Here is an 18,684-nt window from a genome sequence, read left to right on the forward strand (position 1 = left end):
TTGCCGGTGCGGGGCGCCTTGCCGGTGCGGGATGCCGTGCCGGTGCGTGGCGCCAACCGACCCGGTGAAAGCCGGACGTCCACCACTCATCAACCTGCTCCTGTCGGCGGGCCCCACGCTCGGCGATCACCTTCGAACCCGTTTCCGAGCACTTTGGTGAGTGCTGGACGTCCGGGGGTGGCACGTGACGCTTGACGGATTGCGGCTGGCGTTCGGGACTCTGACGGTGCTGCCCACTCCTGCGCCTCAGCGGGTGGATCGGGCGGTCGCCGGTGGGGCGATGCTGCTCGCGCCGGTGGCCGGGGTGGTGATCGGCGGGCTGGCGGCTGCGGTGGTTGCCGGCGTCCAGGCCGTGCAGCCCGGCGCGGATCTCCTGGCGGCGGCGCTGGGAGTAGTGGCCTTGTGCGTTCTCTCAGGCGCCCTGCACCTCGACGGGCTTGCGGACACGGCCGACGCCTTCGGCAGCCGCCGTGACCGGGAGACCAAGCTCCGAATCATGAAGCAGAGCGACATCGGCCCGTTCGGCGTTGTCGCGATCGTCGCCGTGCTGCTGATCGACGTCGCGGCGCTCACCACCTGCATCCAAGCCGGCTTCGGATGGCAAGCCGTGCTGGTCGCCACCGTGGCCAGCCGACTCACCCTGCCCTGGTCCTGCCGCGTCGGCGTCCCGTCCGCCCGCCCCGACGGCCTCGGCGCGATGGTCGCCGCCACCGTCCGCCCGTACGCCGCCGCACTGGTCACACTCGCGGTACTAGCCCTGGTTCTCGCGCTCGCCTGGCTCACGGCCCCCTCGCCGGACCTGGCCTCCTCGACCACTCTCAAAGGCGCCCACGAAGTGTCAGCCGGCCTGACCATCCTCCCGCCCGTCGCGCCCGATGACCGCGCCTTCGCTCTCTGGCCGGCGCTCATCGGCACCACCTTGGCCATCCTGCTCACCGTCGCCCTCGCGCTGGCCGCCACCCGCCGCGCCCGCACCTCCCTCGGTGGCATCACCGGCGACACCCTCGGCGCGACCGTCGAACTGGCCCTCCCTCTCGCCTTGCTCACCATCGCCCTCGCGCTCTGACCCAACTCACCCGCACCCGCCTCTCCGACCACCCACCGAAGCCACCCGAGCACCCCTCGTGGTCCTCGGTTCACCACTCCGTGGGTCTGGTGCTCCTGGGACTGGAGGTGCATTAATGTCGCGGCGGACGTCCTGACGGGCAGGACTACGCGTAACGGCGAGGACACATGGCGATCACGGTCAGGCCGACGGCCGGTTATCCGGCGACGGAATCCCTTCGATCCGTTATCTTTATGTAATGAACGCAACCCGCCCGGCACCAGGCTCACAGGCTTCGCTGCGCGAAGCCAACCGTGAGCGTGTCCTGGGGGTTGTCCGGCAGCACGGTCCGCTGACGCAGGTCGAGATCGCCGCCGCCTCCGGATTGTCCGCCGCGACCGTGTCCAACATGGTCAAGGAACTCGACCAGGCCGGTCTCGTGGGAGTGTCCCCCAGCATCCGCAACGGCCGTCGCGCCGTCCTGGTCTCGCTCGCCTCCGGCGGCGGGCTGCTGGCGGGTGTCGCGTTCGGCGAGCGGGACGTCCGGGTGGCGATCGCGTCCGAGAGCCGCGAGATCCTGGCTGAGCAGCTGATGCCGCTGCAGGCCGATCACGTCGCCGACGACGGGATGGAGCGAGCCGCGCGCCTGCTCGCCGACCTCGCCGAGACCGTCGGCCAAGGTGTCGAGGACATCGGCGCGATCGGCTTCGGCCTGCCCACGCCGGTCGACTCGGTCAGCGGCGAAGCCGGTTCCGACTCGGTACTACCGGGCTGGCGCGGCGTGAACGTCGCCGCGGCAATGTCCGGCTACCTGCGCGCTCCCGTTGCGCTCGACAACACCGCCAACCTCGCCGCTCTCGGCGAACTGCGGTCCGGCGCGCTGCGCGGCGTCCAGCACGGTTGCTACATCAAGTTCTCGTACGGCGTCGGCGCGGGCATCGTGCTCGGCGGCGAGGTGTTCCGCGGCTCGGCCGGAACGGCGGGCGAGATCGGCCACCTGACGATCGACGAGAACGGCCCGATCTGCCGCTGCGGCAACCGCGGCTGCCTCGACACCTTCGTCGGCTCCCGCGCCCTGCTCAACTCACTCGCCGCCTCGCACGGCCCGCTGCGGCTGCGCGACGTGATCACCCGCGGCCTGGCCGGCGACCTGGGCTGCCGCCGCGTGATCGAGGACGCCGGCCGCCGCGTCGGCGTCGCCGTGGCCGGTCTGGTGAACCTGTTCAACCCCGAGGTTATCGTCGTCGGCGGCAAGATGGCCGAAGCCGGCGACCTCATCCTCCACCCGATGCGCGAAGCCCTCGACCGCTGCGCCATCCCCAGCGCCGCCGCCACCGTCGAACTCCGCCCCGCCGAACTGGGCGACGCCGCCGACGTCCTCGGCGCCATCGAACTGGCGTCCGTCCTCAGCCACTCCCGCGTAGCCCGCGCGTAGGCGCTCAGCCACTCCCGCGCACCCCGCCCAGCGCACAGCCGAAGGCAACGGCCAGACCCCGTACGCCGCCCGGCGCCAACCCCATAGGGTCAACCCCCGAAATGGGGCCTGGGGGCAACCGACGTTTCCAGCAGGTTGCGCAGCCGCGATCCACGATCACGGAGCAGATCGCCTCCGTACCGGCGCGTACACGCCCAGGCGGGAGCGCTCTCCCGAAGAAACAGCCGTGTGACAACGATATGTCTACTTCTTGAATTCAAGCCTTGACGTCAAGGCTAGAGCGGGCTTGACTCTGCTCAGGCCTACTCGGGCCCTCACGTCAAGGAGTCACCGCATGTCCGTTTCCCCAACTCGTCTCGTCGGCCTCGGCATCGCCGTGTCGGCTCTGGCTGTGTCCCTGGTCGCCTGTGGATCGGACGACTCCGGCTCGGCCGGCAGCAGCTCCGGCGGCGGCAAGAAGATCGCCCTGCTGCTGCCCGAGTCCAAGACCACCCGGTACGAGGCGCTCGACCGGCCGCTGTTCACCGAGGCACTCAAGGCCGCCTGCGCCGACTGCGAGCTGATCTACAGCAACGCCGACCAGGACGCCGCCAAGCAGCAGACCCAGGCCGAGGCCGCGCTGACCCAGGGCGCCAACGTGCTCGTGCTCGACCCGGTCGACGGCAAGGCCGCCGCCGCGGTCGTCGCCTCCGCCAAGGGCCAGAACGTCCCGGTCATCGCCTACGACCGGTTCATCGACGGCGCGAACTTCTACGTCTCGTTCGACAACGAGACCGTCGGCAAGCTGCAGGCGCAGACCCTGGTCGACACGCTGAAGGCGGCCGGCAAGACGTCGGGCAACCTGGCGATGATCAACGGTGCGCCCACCGACCCGAACGCGGCCGACTTCAAGAAGGGCGCGCACAGCGTGCTCGACACCTCCGGCTACAAGATCGCCGCCGAGTTCGACACCCCGGACTGGAGCCCGGACAAGGCCCAGGCCTGGATGGAAGGCCAGCTGAGCGCGATCAAGAACGGCCTGGTCGGCGTGTACGCCGCCAACGACGGCACCGCGGGCGGTGCGATCGCGGCCCTCAAGGGTGGTGGCGTGAAGCCGCTGCCGCCGGTCACCGGTCAGGACTCCGAGCTCGCCGCGATCCAGCGCATCGTCGCCGGCGACCAGGCGATGACCATCTACAAGGCCGTCAAGCCGCAGGCCGAGGCCGCCGCGAAGGCCGCGGTCGCCCTGGCGAACGGCGGCAAGGCCGAGTCGACCGGTGACTTCAAGGGCGTCCCGTCGACGATCCTGGACCCGATCGCCGTCACCAAGGCCAACATCAACGACACTGTGGTGAAGGACGGCATCTACAAGGTGACCGACATCTGCACCGCGTCGTTCGCGACCGCCTGCGCGGCGGCCGGCCTCAAGTAAGGCTCCCGCCCTGGTGGCGCCCCCGGCTCTGAGGAGGCCGGGGGCGCCACCGGGGTCGCGGCCGTGAACGAACCTCAATGGAGCTGAATCGATGACTGTCACACCCACCCCCGTCGGGACCGGCACCGTGCTGGCGCTGCGGGGCGTCTCCAAGCGCTTCGGCGCCGTCCAGGCCTTGAAGAACATCGAGCTGGACGTCCGGGCCGGCGAGGTGCTCGCCCTGGTCGGCGACAACGGCGCCGGAAAGTCGACGCTGGTCAAGACCATCGCCGGCGTCTACACCGCCGACGACGGCACGATGGTGTTCGACGGGCGGGAGGTACGGGTCGGCAGTCCGGCCGAGGCGCAGCAGCTCGGCATCGCCACCGTCTTCCAGGACCTGGCCCTGTGCGACAACCTCGACGTGGTCGCGAACCTGTACCTCGGGCGCGAGCTGCGCAAGGGCCGGGTGCTCGACGAGGTGGAGATGGAGCGGTCCTCCTGGGAGCTGCTCCGCCAGCTGTCGGCGAAGATCCCGAGCGTCCGGATCCCGGTGGCGAGCCTGTCCGGCGGCCAGCGGCAGACCGTCGCGATCGCCCGCAGCCTGCTCGGCGACCCGAAGGTCGTGATGCTGGACGAGCCGACCGCCGCGCTCGGCGTGGCCCAGACCGCCGAGGTGCTGAACCTGGTCGAGCGGCTGCGCGAACGCGGCCTCGCGGTCATCCTGATCAGCCACAACATGGCCGACGTGATGGCCGTGGCCGACCGGGTCGCCGTGCTGCGGCTCGGCCGCAACAACGGCGTCTTCACGGTCAGCGAGACCAAGACCCAGGACATCATCGCCGCCATCACCGGCGCGACGGACAACGCCGTCTCCGAGCGCGCGGCGCGCCGGACGCAGCAGGAAGGTACGCCATCATGACCACCCCGGTCGACAAGGCGCCCGTGCAGGACACGGTGCCCGAGGCAACGAACGGTGGCGCCGTGCTGCCGGCCGACCTGCAGGACGAGCGGCTGATCGCCAGCCACGGCATCAGCGGCGCGGTCTCTGCGTTCACCGCGCGGCTGCGTTCCGGCGACCTCGGCTCGGTCCCGGTCGTGGTCGGCCTGGTGATCATCTGGGCGGTCTTCCAGATCGCCAACAGCAACTTCCTGTCCAGCCGCAACCTGGTCAACCTGACTCTGCAGACCACCTCGGTCGGCGTGATCGCGATCGGCATCGTGCTGGTCCTGCTGCTCGGCGAGATCGACCTGTCGGTCGGTTCGGTCAGCGGTCTGGCGGCCGCACTCCTCGGCGTCACGTTCGTCAACGAGGGCTGGCCGCTGGTGCTCTCGCTGATCGCCGGCGTCGTGCTCGGTCTGGTGATCGGGTTGTTCTACGGCGCGCTCTACAACCGGTTCGGGGTGCCGAGCTTCGTCATCACGCTGGCCGGTCTGCTCGGTTTCCTCGGTCTGCAGCTGCTGGTCCTGGGCAAGGAGGGTTCGCTCAACCTGCCCTTCGACTCCGTGCTCGTCGGATTCGCCACCCGCAGCTTCCTCTCCCCCGCGCTGGCCTACGGGCTGGTCGCCGCCGTCGTCGTCGTGTACGTGCTGACCCGGCTGCGCGGCAGAGGCGCCCGCGCCGCAGCCGGTCTGTCGTCCGCACCGACGTCGATGATCGCGATCAAGGCCGGTGCTCTGGCCGTCGTACTGCTCGTCCCGGTGATGGTGCTGAACAGCGACCGTGGCGTGTCCTCGATGTTCGTGCTGTTCCTGGCGCTCGTGGTGGCCACCGACTTCGCGATCCGCAAGACCCGCTGGGGCCGCTCGGTGCTGGCGGTCGGCGGCAACGTCGAGGCCGCGCGCCGGGCCGGTATCAACGTCCGGTTCATCTACCTGTCGGTGTTCGCCGCCTGCTCGACCTTCGCCGCCGTCGGCGGTCTGCTCGCCGCGGCCCGCCTGGTCGCGGTGAACCAGAGCAGCGGTGGTGGCGACACCAACCTGAACGCGATCGCCGCCGCCGTCATCGGCGGGACCAGCCTGTTCGGCGGCCGCGGTTCGGCGTACTCGGCACTGCTCGGCGCGCTGGTGATCATGTCGATCTCCAACGGCCTGGCGCTGCTCAGCCTGGACTCCAGCGTCCGCTACATGGTGACGGCCGGCGTGCTGCTGGTCGCCGTCACGATCGACTCGCTCAGCCGCCGCAGCCGTCAGGCGCACGGCCGAGCCTGAAGCCCGGTGGGCTGCTGCCTGACTCCCCTGCATCGGCAGCAGCCCGCCGTTCCAACGAACGGATCGCCACTCTCCGCCCGGAGTGGTGGTCCGTTTCTTCTTGTCCTACAGGGCGTTCACGGCGCGGGTCGCCACCAGCGCACCCCGCCGTACGGCGCGTTCGAGGGTCCAGCGGCGGGCGGCGAAGTCGGCCGACGGCAGCGAGATGGCCACCGAGGCCAGAACGGCGCCGGCCGAGGAGCGAACCGGAGCGGCGAGACAGGACAGGCCGTCCTGGAACTCGCCGATCTCCAGGGCGACGCCGGACCGGCGGACCTTGTCGAGATGGGCCTCCAGGGCGCGGCGGTCCGTCATCGTGTTCGCCGTGCACTGGCGCAAGCCGACCCGATCCAGGTAGGCGTCCCGCGCCTCCTGGCTCATCGCGGCCAGCATCACCTTGCCGAACGCCGTCGCGTGGGTGGCCTCGTGGAAGCCGATGTCGAGAACCTGGACGCGAGGACGCCGTTCGGAGTCGACGACGTGAGCGATCACCACGTCGACCTCGCGATAGACCGCGTAGTACGCCGCCGCGTCGGCCTCGAGATGCAGGCGCCGGACGGCGGACGCGATCAGCGCCGGGACCTCGAGCTGACGTTGCAGTCCCTGCTCGAGAAGGCGGACCCGATAGCCGAGGCCGTAGCGGTGGTTCTGGGCGAGATGGACGAGGTAGCCGGACTCGGTGAGCGTCGCCAGCAGGTGGTACGCCGAGGGCAGCGCGAGCTGGAGATGGGCGGCGATCTCCTTGGCGGTGACCCCGTCGCGGCTGGCGGCGACCAGCTCCATCGCCTTCAGCGCGCGGGAGACCGACTGCACCGTCCCTGCCGCGGGCGCACCGGTCGTCGCCGGTGGGTCGAAGGACTGCGCGGACATGCTCACCCTGACAGCCTGCCCCGAAACCAGCGCCGTCGCACTACCGCGCCGTGCCGCCCGAGCGCCGGAACCACGCTCGGACGGCACCTCCTCGGCCGCCTTCACCCGACCGCCTGGTCGACACCCGCCGGGCGCGGCAGCCCGTACCGGACACTCAGCAGCCCGCGGCACAGCCCGGAGTTGCCCTCGATGCTGATCCGGGTGGTCTTCGCCATCCGCAGCTGCAGGGGCAGATCGACCGCGGTGATGGGAGTGCCGTCGTCCTGGACGAGCAGCGCTGCCTCGGGTCCGCTGGACAGCCCGAGCTCGGCTCGCCGCCGCCGCAGGCGCTCGAACTCGATCAACGCCTGCTCCTCACTCAACCTTGTGGCGGCCAAGGCCGCTCGTGCCTCACCCAGCGTGGTGCCGGCGAGCGCGAGCATGGTCCAGCCGGCTTTCAGCAGACGGGCGGCGACCTGTTCCTGGCAGGCTCGGTGGGCTTTGCGGCGGAACGTCAGCCGGAGTTCCTCCAGCTCTCCGTCGGCCAGGCCCGGGAACGTCCCGGTGAAGCCCCGCGACGCCGCGACGCCGGTGTTGATCTCGTCGGAGGCGAAGTGGTCGACCAACCGGACCACCACCCTGTCTACCCCAGGCACGGCCGCCACCGCGTCGTACGCGTCGGCGACCATCAAATAGGCGAAGTTCGGCGCGCAGAAGTACGTCGGCAACCGCAGCTCGACCGTCACGTCGCCGCCGTCCTGCTCGATCGCGGCGACGAAACCGAGCTCGGTGATCGGTGCGTCCAGCTCCGGGTCCCGCACCGTCGCGAGCGCCTCGGTGATCATCACGCCACCGGCACCGGCTCGGACCCGATCGCACCGTCGGCCGACTCGGGCAGGCGGAGCTCCGCGGGAACCTCGATGTCGTACAGCTTGGCGGCGTTCAGGCCGAGGATCTTCTTCTTCGCCTGGATCGTCAGCTCCGGGTACTCGGTCAGCTCCTCCGGATAGCCGAAGTCGACGAACCGCTCGATCAGCCAGGCCGGCGTCCAGATCGCGTAGTCGCTGGCGAAGGTGATCCGGTCCTCGCCGATCCAGTAGAGCAGCTCCCCGATGATCTGGGCGAAGTACTTCGGCCGGCTGTGGATGAACGGCATCGCGACGGCCAGACCGCCGTACACGTTGGGCTCCTGGGTCGCGATCCAGCAGAAGTCCTCCAGCCTCGGCAGCCCGACGTGCTCCACGATGAAGTTCAGTCCTGGGAACGCCGAGGCGACGTCGTCCACGTCGGCCACGTCGAAGGCGTCCCGGTTCAGCGGGTAGATCGTCGGGCCCTTGTGGATGTGGATGTTGCGGATGCCGAGCTCCTCGCAGCGCTCCAGGTACCGGTACGACCACGGGTCGGTCAGCTTCCAGCCCTTCGAGTCGCCCTTCCACTCCGCGGTGTAGAGCTTCACCCCGCGCAGGTTCCAGCGCTCGGCCAGCTCGCTGAGCTTGTCCAGGCCGGCTTCGCCATCACGCGGATCCCAGGATCCGTTCACGATGAACTTGTCCGGGTGCTTCTCGGCCAGTACGCCGTCCTGCTCGGTGGTGTTGAACCCGTTGACGAAGAAGTCGGTCAGGTAGGTCGGCTGGAAGATCGCCCGATCGACGTACCCGTCGGTGAACAGGTCCTGGATGATCCGCTGCTCGGACTGCTTGTGGAACTCCTCCAGCGTCCAAACCTTGTCGGCCGGCGACAGGTTGCGGTGGTAGTCGTAGAAGCAGTTGATGAAACCCTCGCCGTACCGGTTGGCCTGGTTCGCCGGGGTCGCGTCCCACGCGTGCACGTGGCTGTCGACGATGAAGTAGCTGTTGCCGTCCTTGCTGTACATGGGGTGCTCCTCAGCTCGTCAGAATGGCGCGGCCGCCGGGGACCCGGCCGCCGTCCAGGTCGTCCAGCGCGGTCAGCGCGTCGTCCAGGGAGTACTGCTTGGTCGCCAGCCGGACCCGGCCCTGCGCGGCCAGCTCCATCAGGTCGGCCAGGTCGTTGTAGGAGCCGACCAGGTTGCCGACCACGTTGATCTCGCGGGAGATCACGTCGATGGTCGGGACGTCGACGGTGCCGCCGTACCCGATCACGAAGTACGAGCCGGAGTTGCGGGTCATCGCGATGCCGTCGGCCTCGGTGCCGTTCTCGCCGACGAAGTCGAGCACCACCTGGGCGCCCTCGCCGCCGGTCTCGTCGAGCACCTTCCCGACCTGGCCCCCGTCGCTGAGCACCGTCGAGTGCGCGCCGAGCGCGAGCGCCTTGTCCAGCACCTCCTGGGACCGGTCGACCACCGTCACCCGCGACGGCGTCATCGCGACCAGGCACTGCAATCCGATGTGCCCGAGCCCGCCGGCGCCGATCATCACCACCCGATCGGCCGGGTGCAGCAGCGGCACCGCCTTGCGGACCGCGTGGTACGCCGTGAGGCCCGCGTCGGCCAAGGCGGCGACGTCGGCCGGCGCGAGCCCCTCGTCCAGCTTCACGATCGAGCGCACCGATGTCCGCAGGTACTCGGCCATGCCTCCGTCGCTGTCGATCCCGGGGAAGCGCGAATCGGCGCAGTGCACGTCGTCACCGGCTCGGCAGGCGCGGCACAGTCCACACGTCACCAGCGGGTGGAGGATGACCTTGTCGCCAGGCGCGACGGTGGAGACCGCGGCGCCGACCTCCTGCACGGTTCCGGCGTTCTCGTGACCGATCACGTAGGGCAGTTCGACGCCGCTCTTGTCGGCCCACTGCCCTTCGATGATGTGCAGGTCGGTCCGGCAGACGCCGGCCGCGTCGACCTTCACGATCATGTCCAGCGGTCCCTGCAGGCTCGGGTCGGGGAGGTCGTCGAGGGTGGGTGGTTTGCCGTACTCGTGGACGCGCACTGCCTTCATCGTGGCCACAACCTTTCGGGGTCTACGACGGTGGATCCGATGGTGTCGGCGCGCCGTACGGCAGCGGAAGGGGCGTTATCGCCTTCCGATAACGCGGCGCGGCACAATGTCGGCCATGAGCACACGCAGGACGCCGATCCGGGCGCAGGCCACCTCCGAGGATCAGTCCGTCACCACGCTGGAGCTGTTCTTCGACCTGGTCTTCGTCTTCGCGCTGACCCAGATCACCGCGCTGATGGCGCACGAGCTGACCTGGCACGGCGTGATTCGCGGCGTACTGCTGATCGGCCTGCTCTGGTGGAGCTGGATCGGCTTCTCCTGGCTGTGCAACCTGGTGAAGGCCGACGAAGGCTCGGTCCGGGCTGTGCTGCTGCTGGCGATGGGGGCGATGTTCCTGATCGCGCTGGCGATCCCGGAGGCGTTCCACGACCTGCCGGGCGGGCTGTCCGGACCCGTGGTGATCGCGATCGCGTACTTCCTGTTCCGGGCGCTGCACCTGGTGCTGTTCTGGGTGATCGCGGACGGCGACAAGGCGCTGCGACGGACGCTCGTCCGGTTCGCCCCGTCGATGCTGGCCGGTACGGCGCTGCTGCTGGTCGCCTCGCAGTTCCACGGCACCACCCAGACGCTGCTCTGGGCGGCCGCGCTGGCCGCCGACTACGGCGGCACCTACCTGATCGACGCACGCGGCTGGCGGTTGCGCTCGGCCGCACACTTCGCCGAGCGGCACGGCCTCATCTTGATCATCGCGCTGGGCGAGTCGATCGTCGCGATCGGCGTCGGCGTGACGGACCTGCCGATCTCCTGGCCGATCGTGATCGCGTCGACGCTCGGGCTCGGGGTGGCCGCGGCGCTGTGGTGGATCTACTTCGACGCCACCGTTCACTACGGCGAGCAGGCGCTCGCGGCGGAGCCGGCGGAGACTCGGCCGAAGCTGGCCCGCGACGCGTACACGTTCCTGCACTTCCCGATGGTGGCGGGCGTCGTACTGCTGGCGCTGGGGCTTAAGAAGGTGCTGGAGTACGTCGGCGACACCGAGCACCACCACCTCGACGACCCGCTGAAGGGCATCGGGTTGTACGCGCTGTTCTTCGGCGTGGTGCTCTACCTGCTCGGCCATGTCGGCTTCAAGCTCCGGACGACCGGGGCGGTCGGGTGGAGCCGGTTGATCACCGCTGGACTGTGCGTGGTGGCGGCGTTCGCTCTGGTGAAGGTGCCCGCACTGGCCCAGCTCAGCGTGCTCGCGGCGCTGCTGGCCGGTCTGGTCGCCTTCGAGTCGGTGCGGTTCGCGCAGGAACGCGACCAGCTCAGGCACGGCGACCACTCACCTTCGAGCTAGCTGAAGGTTTCCCGGTAGGCGCCGGCTCCTACGCTGCGACGCGTGAAGCTCGTAGCAGATCAGCAGGAGTTGGCGGCCGGCATCGGCTGGGTCGCGAAAGGCCTTCCGCACCGTACGAGTACGCCGATTCTGCTCGGCCTGCTCCTGACGGCCGGCCCTGACCGCGCCACCATCGCCGGGACCGACCACGCGATCTCGACGCAGCTCGCGCTGGACTGCCAGGTCGATGCCGAGGGCACCTGTCTGGTGCCCGGCCGGATGCTGGCCGAGATCGTCAAGCTACTGCCGCCCGGCCCGGTGACGCTCGCCGCGGCGGACAACCGGTTCACCGTCCGCTGTGGGGATGCTGTCTACACCCTTCCTCTGCTCCCCGTGATCGACTACCCGGCGACCACGGACGCTGAGGCAGAGCACCGTGCCGCGGTGGATGCTGCCGAGTTCGCCGCGGCTGTCGGGCAAGTGGCGGTTTCCGCCGCGCGGGACGACGTCGTGCCGGCGCTGGCGGGGATCAACCTGAGCTTCGCGGACGAGACGGTCGAGCTGGCGAGCACTGATCGCTATCGGCTGGGGATCGCGCGGGTCGGATTGACCTCGCCGGTGCAGCCGTTCGACGTACTGGTCCCTGCGAAGGCATTGGTCGACTTGACGCGGGCGTTCGCCGCCGACGGCGGGCAACTGCTGCTGTCCGTCGCCGACGAGACCTTGCTGCTGCACAACCTCACCAGATCAGCCCGGGTACGCACCTTGAGCGGCCCCTACCTGCCGTATCGCCGGATCGTTCCGGACGAGACCCCGATCAGAGCCACCGTCGAGCGCGCCGCACTGCGCGACGTCGTCAAGCGGCTGAGCGTCGTCGCGGACGGCATGACCCCGATCTGGCTCGAGTACGGCGTGGGCTCGCTCCGGGTCCGCGCCGGGTCGGCCGACGACGCGTCCGGCGCGGAGACGCTGGCCGCCAGCGGCACCGGCGACTCGTTGACCGTCGCCTTCACCGGGCAGCTCCTGCTCGACGCGATCAACTCGTTCGGCACCTCGCACCTGACCGCGTCGTACACCGGCGCGCGCAAGCCCGCCGTACTGACCGGCGCGACCGAGACCGGTGAGCCGGACGGGGACTACCTGCACGTCGTCACCCCACGCCTGCTCCCCCAGCAATAGAACGAGGCCCCACCCGTGACGGGTAGGGCCTCGATCCAGGTGATGCTCAGGCCGTGGCGGCGGTCAGGTCGACCTTCGGCTCGGCGAAGTGGCAGGCCGCGGTGTGGCCGGCCGCGGAGCGCGGTTTGATCTCCAGCAGCGGCTCCTGGGTGGCGCAGATCTCCTCCGCCTTCCAGCAGCGGGTGCGGAACCGGCAGCCGCTCGGCGGGTCGATCGGCGAGGGAACGTCGCCGACCAGCCGGATCCGCTCCTTCGCCGGAACACCGCGGATCGTGCCCAGGTCCGGCGCGGCCGACAGCAGCGCCTGGGTGTACGGGTGCTGCGGAGCGGTGTAGATCTGCTCCCGCGGGCCCTGCTCGACGATCTTGCCCAGGTACATCACGGCGACGGTGTCGCAGAAGTGCCGGACCACGCCGAGGTCGTGCGCGATGAACACGAACGCGATGCCCAGATCGCGGCGCAGGTCCTCCATCAGGTTCATCACCTGGGCCTGGATCGACACGTCCAGCGCGGAGACCGGCTCGTCGGCGATGATCACCTCGGGCTCGACCGCCAGCGCCCGGGCGATGCCGATCCGCTGGCGCTGACCGCCGGAGAACTCGTTCGGGTAGCGGTTGTGGTGCTCGGGGTTCAGGCCGACCCGCTCCAGCAGCTCCTGGACCCGCTCGAGCTCCTTGCCCCGCTTCACCAGGTTGTGCACGCGCAGCGGCGTACTGATGATGTTGCTGACCGTCTGCCGCGGGTTCAGCGAGCTGTACGGGTCCTGGAAGACGATCTGCAGCTCCCGGCGGAACGGGCGCAGCTCGCGCTCCTTCAGCTGGGCGATGTCGGTGCCCTTGAACAGGATCTGGCCGGCCGTCGGGGTGAGCAGCCGGGTGATCATCCGGCCGGTGGTCGACTTGCCGCAGCCGGACTCGCCGACCAGGCCGAGGCTGCCGCCCGGCGCCAGGTCGAAGCTGACGCCGTCGACGGCCTGGACCACCTTGCGGGTCCGGCCCAGTCCCGCGGCCTCCTTGATCGGGAAGTGCATCTTGAGGTCGCGGACCTGCAGCAACGGAGTGCTCTGCGCGGCCGGAGTTGTGTCCTGCACGGGGTTGTTCATCTCTCTCCTCAGCCCAGTCTCGGTGCGACCTCGGCCTCGTAGATCGAGGCCTTGTCGTGCAGGTGGCAGCGGGACGTGTGCGCGCCGGCGCCGTCGACCGGCAGCAGCTCGGGCAGGTCGGTGGTGCAGCGCTCGCCCTTGACCCGGTCCTTGTAGGGGCAGCGGGGGTTGAACGAGCAGCCGCTGGGCAGGTTCAGCAGGCTCGGCGGCAGGCCCTTGATCGGGCGCAGCCGCTCGCTGGCCGCCGACACCGTCGGGATCGACTCCAGCAGACCCCAGGTGTAGGGCATCCGCGGCTGGGCCAGCACGTCCTGGGCGGTGCCGTACTCGACGCAGCGGCCGGCGTACATGACCAGGACGTCGTCGGCCATCTCCGCGACCACCCCGAGGTCGTGGGTGATCAGCACGATCGCCGAGCCGAACTCCTTCTGCAGGTTGTTCAGCAGGTCCAGGATCTGCGCCTGGACGGTGACGTCGAGGGCGGTGGTCGGCTCGTCGGCGATCACCAGCTTGGGGTCGTTGACCAGCCCCATCGCGATCATCGCGCGCTGCCGCATCCCGCCGGAGAACTCGTGCGGGTACTGCTTGAACCGGCGGATCGGGTTCGGGATGCCGACCAGGTCGAGCATCTCCAGGGCGCGCTTCTTGGCGACGTCCTTGGAGACCTTGTGGTGCACCAGGTACGCCTCGGCGATCTGGCTGCCGACCGTGTAGAGCGGGTGCAGCGACGACTGCGGGTCCTGGAACACCATCGACACCGCGTCGCCGCGGATCTTCATCAGGTCGTTCTCGGCCAAGCCGACGATCTCGTCGCCGCCGAGCTTGATCGAGCCGGTGATCCGGGTCCGCTTGCGGTCGTGCAGGCCCATCACCGCCATGCTCGAGACCGACTTGCCCGAACCGGACTCCCCGACGATCGCCAGTGTCCGGCCGAGCGGGACGGCGTAGCTCAGCCCGTTCACCGCGCTGACCACACCGTCGGCGGTCGGGAACTTCACCGTCAGGTCGGTGACCTCGAGGTACGGCGTCTCGCCGCTCGGGTTGAGCGACCCCTGCCGGCGCTCGCGGGTCGCGATCGACGGACCGCGCTTGGCCTGTGCTGCCGCGTCGGCTCCGCTCATCGTGTTCAGGCCGTCCTTTCCGAGGGTGTCAGCCGTCCCGGGTTCGTTGGCGGGTGTGCTCATGACAGCCTCACCCGCGGGTCGATCAGGCTGTAGGCCACGTCGACCAGGAAGTTCATCGCGACCAGGATCACCGAGGCGATCAGCACCGTGCCCATGATGACCGGCAGGTCGTAGCTCTGCAGACTGTCCAGCACGAGGTTGCCCAGCCCCGGGAGGTCGAAGATCCGCTCGGTGAAGATGGCACCGGCCAGACTGCCGGCGATGTCCAGGCCGAAGATCGTGATCACCGGGATCAGACCGGATCGCAGCGCGTGCTTGTAGGTCACCTTGCGGTCGGACAGCCCCTTGGCCCGGGCCGTCCGGATGTAGTCCTCGCTGAGTGCCTCCACCATCGAGCCGCGCGAGTAGCGCGCGTACTGGGTGCAGTTGTAGATCCCGATCACCAGCCACGGTGTCAGGAACCCGACGAACCACTTGCCGGGGTTGTCCGACAGTGGCGTGTAACCACCGCGCGGCAGGATCGGGTAGAGGATCGTCAGGTAGAGCGAGATCATCAGCGCGACGATGTAGTAGGGCACCGAGCTGACGATCAGCGTGCTGCCCATCAGGATCCGGTCACCCGTCGTGCCCCGGCGCTTGGCGGCCATCGAACCGACGAACACGCCGATGGTCAGCACCAGGACCGCGTAACCGGCCACCAGCGACACCGTGACCGGCAAGCGCTCCTTCAGCATGTCGGTCACCGGCCGGTCGTTCTTGAACGAGAAGCCCAGGCAGGGCGCGTCGCACTTCTGCACCACACCGGCGGTCTCGAAGGTCCGCCCGGCGAAGATTCCCGCCGTGTACTCGGCGAACTGCTGCACCTTGGGTCGGTCCAGGTGCAGGTTCTCCTTGATCTCGTTGTAACGCTCCTGGGTGCAGTTGCGCTCACCACAGATCGCCGCGGCCGGGTCGGTCGGGGCGACGAAGAACAGCGCGAAGGTCGCGATGAGCGTGACCAGTACCACGCTGAGCGCGCTCACCAGCCGGCGCGCCACGAAGTAGAGCACGGGGGTTTTCTCCTCACCGATCGAGGTGGTGACCGAACCGAGGTCCGGTCACCACCCCTCCATCAGATGATCAGACTGCTAGGTGTCCGGCGAACCGGATCAGGGCTGCTTCAGGTAGATCGAGGTGAACTCGGGCATGCCCTGGGTCACGTCGTTGATGGCGTGACCGATGTTCTTCCCGACCGGGAACGTGCTCGCGCTGTAGTACAGCGGAACACCCGGCAGGTACTGCTCCATGATCTTGCGGTCGACCTTCGACCACTCCTTGAGCTGCTCGTCCGGGCTCAGCGCCGCGACCCGGTCGATCTCGGCGTCCAGCGCCTTGTCCTGGATCATGCCGATGCTGTTGCTCAGCTTGACCGCGTCGGACTTGAACAGCACCGGGAACCAGCTCGTACCCGACGGCCAGTCCGAGCACCAGCCCGCGGGGCCCTGGCCGATGTTCACCGGGGCGCTCGGGTCGTTGGTCAGGGTGCGGATCTTGGCCTTCGAGACGCCGACCGACTTGACCTTGAACCCGGCCTTCTCGAAGGTCTGGGTCCACAGCTGGTTCTGCGTCTGGCGGATCTTGTCGTCGTTGGAGTAGTACCAGCTCAGCTCGAAGTTCTCCTTGCCCAGCTCCTTCAGCTTGGCCTTGATCTCCTCGGCGACGGCCGGGTCTTCAGCACCCTTGCCGGTGCCGGTCAGGCCGGGCAGCTCGTACTTCTCGTAGCCCGGAACGGCCGGCGGCAGGATCGTCGACGCCGGGATCGCGCTGTCCGGGGTCAGGCCCCGGACCTTGCGCCAGCTGTCGAACGGGAACGCCTTCGCGATCAGCTGACGGACCTCCAGCGGGATCTTGCGGGTGTCCATGCCGAGGAAGTTCGTGCACGGCGACTGGCCGCGGATGATCTGGCTTTCGTCCTTGACCTCGGGCTTCAGGCTGGCGTCGAGGTTGGTGTAGCTCAGCGCGTTCGCGTCCTGACCGGAGCTGGCCAGCACCTGGCGCTGCACCTTGAGCAGGTCCTGGGAGAACTTGAAGTCCCACTTGTCCGGGTACTGGTGCCGCACCGGGTCGGTGTTGGGGTCCCAGTTCGGGTTCTTGACCAGCCGCAGTTCCGAACCGGCGTTGTAGCTCTCGACCATGTACGGGCCGGTCGCCATCGGCTTCTGCTCGTAGTTCTTCTTGGTGTCCTTGGCCTTCGGGATCGGCGTGAACATCGGGAACGCCGCGTAGAACGGAAGGTCGTCGAACTTCTTGCGCAGGTGGATGATCAGCGTGCTGTTGTCCGGGGTCTCGACGCCGGAGTAGTTGTCACCGCTGGAGTACGGACCCTCGTACTTGTCGCCGTCCTTGAAGAACTCCATCTGGTACGCCGGGCCGGCGTCGTACAGGTCGTGCGCGAAGGACCGCTTGATCGCGTACGCGTAGTCCTCGGCCTTGACCGGGGAGCCGTCCATGTACTTGATGCCCTGCTTGAGCTTGAACGTCCAGGTCAGGCCGTCGGCCGACTTGGTGCCCAGGTCCTCGGCCAGGTCGGGAACGAGGATCGGCTTGCCGGTCTTGTCGTCCAGCTTGTACTGGGTCAGCGCCCGGTACATCAGCTTTCCGATCTGGTTGCCGTCGGTGTAGTAGATGTTGGTCGGGTCGAAGGTGTCCGGCGTGACGTCGGACAGCACCGTGACGGTGCCACCCTTCTTCGCGCCCTCGACCTCGGGCGCCGGGCCCTTCAGGGTCGCGTCGGTGGCCTTCTCCTGTGCCGAACCCGCGTCGCCCGCGTTCCCGTTGCCGCTGCCGTTGTTCGACGACGGGCTGCCACAGGCCACGGCGGCCAGCATGACCGTCGCCGCGACAGCGGTGATCCGCTTCCACTGCATTGTCGTGTTTCTCCTTTTCTGCCGCTGGGGCAACGCCGGGCTACCGGCGAGTCTTGGGGTCGAAGGCGTCCCGCACCGCGTCGCCCAGCAGGGCGAGGGCGAGCACCAGGGCCGTGATGCCGAGCACCGGCAGCCACAGGTACAGCGGGTCGGCCTTGAACCAGTTGGTCGCCGAGGCGATCGTCTGACCCCACGACGGGATCGGCTCGATCAGCCCCACCCCGAGGAAGGACAGGCCCGCCTCGGCCGTGACGTAGGCCGGCAGCGCCAGTGATGCCGAGATCACGATCGGGGCGACCAGGTTGGGCAGCAGTTCCTTGAACAGCACCTGGCTGGTCGGAACGCCGATCGCCTTGGCCGCGAGCACGAACTCCCGCTCGCGCAGGGACAGCACCTCACCGCGGATGATCCGCGCCAGGCCGGCCCACCCGAAGAACGAGAGCACGAAGATCAGCACGAAGAACCGGGTCGAGGCCTGCTCGTCGGGCGTCAGGTTGAACGAACCCCCACGCAGGTTCTCCACGATCGGCACCATCGCGATCGCGAACAGCAGGTAGGGAAGGCTCAGGACGAAGTCGATGATCCAGGAGATCACCCGGTCCACCCAGCCGCCGAGGAAGCCGGCCAGCAGCCCCATCACCACGCCGACGATGGTGCCGAACAGCGTGGCGACGAACGCGACGACCAGCGACGGGCGGGCGCCGTACACCCAGCGGGCGAAGTTGTCCCGGCCGGTCTTGGGCTCGACGCCGAACCAGTGGTCCGACGTGATGCCGATGGTCGGGAAGCCGTACTCGTCGACCAGGTCGGGCTTGAACGAGCTGATGTCGCCGCCCTCGAGCTTGGCCAGCAGCGGCGCGAAGATCGCGATCAGGATGAAGAACAGCACGACGAAGGCGCAGATCATCGCGACCCGGTCCTTGCGCAGCCGGTCCATCGCGATCCGCGTCGGCGATTTCCCGTGCGCCATTCCTGCGTCCCGCACCGGCTCCGCGGACGCCGGGTGGTCCTCGACACCTACGGTCGAGTCGGGTGAACCGATGCTCATGCGCACTCCGTCAGCTTCTGTCAGCCAGATTTCTCAGATGTCGACCGGCCACGATCTGTTGATCGCGGAGGGTCTGGAGCCCTGCACCTAGTTGCAGCCAAAAGGCCTTGACAACGACCGGCCTGT

The 18,684-nt window shown here is 68.8% G+C and carries 16 protein-coding genes; 7 read left to right on the forward strand and 9 right to left on the reverse strand.

From position 1 onward, the window contains the following. The first annotated feature begins 184 nt into the window (after positions 1-184). The 5 genes from BWI15_RS25645 to BWI15_RS25665 all read left to right on the forward strand — a co-directional run bounded on the left by BWI15_RS25645 (position 185) and on the right by BWI15_RS25665 (position 6,081). On the forward strand, positions 185-1,066 hold the full coding sequence (locus BWI15_RS25645; protein WP_077016982.1) for an adenosylcobinamide-GDP ribazoletransferase: 882 nt from the start codon (positions 185-187) through the stop codon (positions 1,064-1,066). 238 nt (positions 1,067-1,304) lie between these two features. Further along, the gene (locus BWI15_RS25650; RefSeq protein ID WP_077016983.1) at positions 1,305-2,480 is read left to right on the forward strand and encodes an ROK family transcriptional regulator; all 1,176 of its coding nucleotides are present in this window, start codon (positions 1,305-1,307) and stop codon (positions 2,478-2,480) included. 334 nt (positions 2,481-2,814) lie between these two features. Continuing rightward, a complete protein-coding gene (locus BWI15_RS25655) occupies positions 2,815-3,891 on the forward strand; it encodes an ABC transporter substrate-binding protein (protein ID WP_077016984.1) in 1,077 nt (358 codons plus the stop codon). A gap of 91 nt (positions 3,892-3,982) precedes the next feature. Next, positions 3,983-4,792: an ATP-binding cassette domain-containing protein gene (locus BWI15_RS25660; RefSeq protein WP_193432189.1), complete on the forward strand. Its 810-nt coding sequence runs from the start codon at positions 3,983-3,985 to the stop codon at positions 4,790-4,792. Beyond that, the gene (locus tag BWI15_RS25665; RefSeq protein ID WP_143465814.1) at positions 4,789-6,081 is read left to right on the forward strand and encodes a sugar ABC transporter permease; all 1,293 of its coding nucleotides are present in this window, start codon (positions 4,789-4,791) and stop codon (positions 6,079-6,081) included. Before BWI15_RS25660 ends, BWI15_RS25665 begins: the two co-directional genes overlap by 4 nt. Positions 6,082-6,186: 105 nt before the next feature. Here BWI15_RS25665 and BWI15_RS25670 read toward each other — a convergent pair whose 3' ends face one another. The 4 genes from BWI15_RS25670 to BWI15_RS25685 form a co-directional block, all read right to left on the reverse strand. Beyond that, positions 6,187-6,990 carry an IclR family transcriptional regulator gene (locus BWI15_RS25670; protein ID WP_077016985.1) on the reverse strand — a complete coding sequence of 268 codons (804 nt, stop codon included), beginning with the start codon at positions 6,988-6,990 and terminating at the stop codon, positions 6,187-6,189. A 101-nt stretch (positions 6,991-7,091) separates the two neighbouring features. Then, the gene (locus BWI15_RS25675) at positions 7,092-7,814 is read right to left on the reverse strand and encodes an iron-sulfur cluster assembly protein (protein WP_077016986.1); all 723 of its coding nucleotides are present in this window, start codon (positions 7,812-7,814) and stop codon (positions 7,092-7,094) included. Next, positions 7,814-8,842, reverse strand: a complete 1,029-nt coding sequence (locus BWI15_RS25680; RefSeq protein ID WP_077016987.1) for an amidohydrolase family protein — start codon at positions 8,840-8,842, stop codon at positions 7,814-7,816. Before BWI15_RS25680 ends, BWI15_RS25675 begins: the two co-directional genes overlap by 1 nt. A 10-nt stretch (positions 8,843-8,852) precedes the next feature. Further along, the gene (locus tag BWI15_RS25685; protein ID WP_077016988.1) at positions 8,853-9,881 is read right to left on the reverse strand and encodes an NAD(P)-dependent alcohol dehydrogenase; all 1,029 of its coding nucleotides are present in this window, start codon (positions 9,879-9,881) and stop codon (positions 8,853-8,855) included. Positions 9,882-9,996: 115 nt separating this feature from the next. Between BWI15_RS25685 and BWI15_RS25690 the strand changes: the two genes are divergently transcribed. Both BWI15_RS25690 and dnaN read left to right on the forward strand, forming a co-directional pair. Next, a complete protein-coding gene (locus tag BWI15_RS25690; RefSeq protein WP_077016989.1) occupies positions 9,997-11,220 on the forward strand; it encodes a low temperature requirement protein A in 1,224 nt (407 codons plus the stop codon). Positions 11,221-11,262: 42 nt separating this feature from the next. Then, positions 11,263-12,378 (forward strand): DNA polymerase III subunit beta, encoded by a 1,116-nt coding sequence (gene dnaN, locus BWI15_RS25695; RefSeq protein WP_077016990.1) that lies wholly within the window; start codon positions 11,263-11,265, stop codon positions 12,376-12,378. A gap of 46 nt (positions 12,379-12,424) precedes the next feature. Here dnaN and BWI15_RS25700 read toward each other — a convergent pair whose 3' ends face one another. The 5 genes from BWI15_RS25700 to BWI15_RS25720 form a co-directional block, all read right to left on the reverse strand. Continuing rightward, positions 12,425-13,480 (reverse strand): ABC transporter ATP-binding protein, encoded by a 1,056-nt coding sequence (locus BWI15_RS25700; RefSeq protein WP_077016991.1) that lies wholly within the window; start codon positions 13,478-13,480, stop codon positions 12,425-12,427. Between the two features lie 8 nt (positions 13,481-13,488). Next, on the reverse strand, positions 13,489-14,664 hold the full coding sequence (locus tag BWI15_RS25705; RefSeq protein ID WP_237771462.1) for an ABC transporter ATP-binding protein: 1,176 nt from the start codon (positions 14,662-14,664) through the stop codon (positions 13,489-13,491). Then, on the reverse strand, positions 14,661-15,653 hold the full coding sequence (locus BWI15_RS25710) for an ABC transporter permease (RefSeq protein ID WP_077016992.1): 993 nt from the start codon (positions 15,651-15,653) through the stop codon (positions 14,661-14,663). The genes BWI15_RS25705 and BWI15_RS25710 overlap by 4 nt, the downstream gene beginning before the upstream one ends. A gap of 99 nt (positions 15,654-15,752) precedes the next feature. Continuing rightward, positions 15,753-17,510: an ABC transporter substrate-binding protein gene (locus BWI15_RS25715; RefSeq protein WP_077016993.1), complete on the reverse strand. Its 1,758-nt coding sequence runs from the start codon at positions 17,508-17,510 to the stop codon at positions 15,753-15,755. 40 nt (positions 17,511-17,550) lie between these two features. Continuing rightward, positions 17,551-18,558 (reverse strand): ABC transporter permease, encoded by a 1,008-nt coding sequence (locus BWI15_RS25720; RefSeq protein WP_077016994.1) that lies wholly within the window; start codon positions 18,556-18,558, stop codon positions 17,551-17,553. Positions 18,559-18,684: the final 126 nt, after the last annotated feature.

Source organism: Kribbella sp. ALI-6-A, from assembly GCF_001984195.1.
Classification (GTDB): domain Bacteria; phylum Actinomycetota; class Actinomycetes; order Propionibacteriales; family Kribbellaceae; genus Kribbella.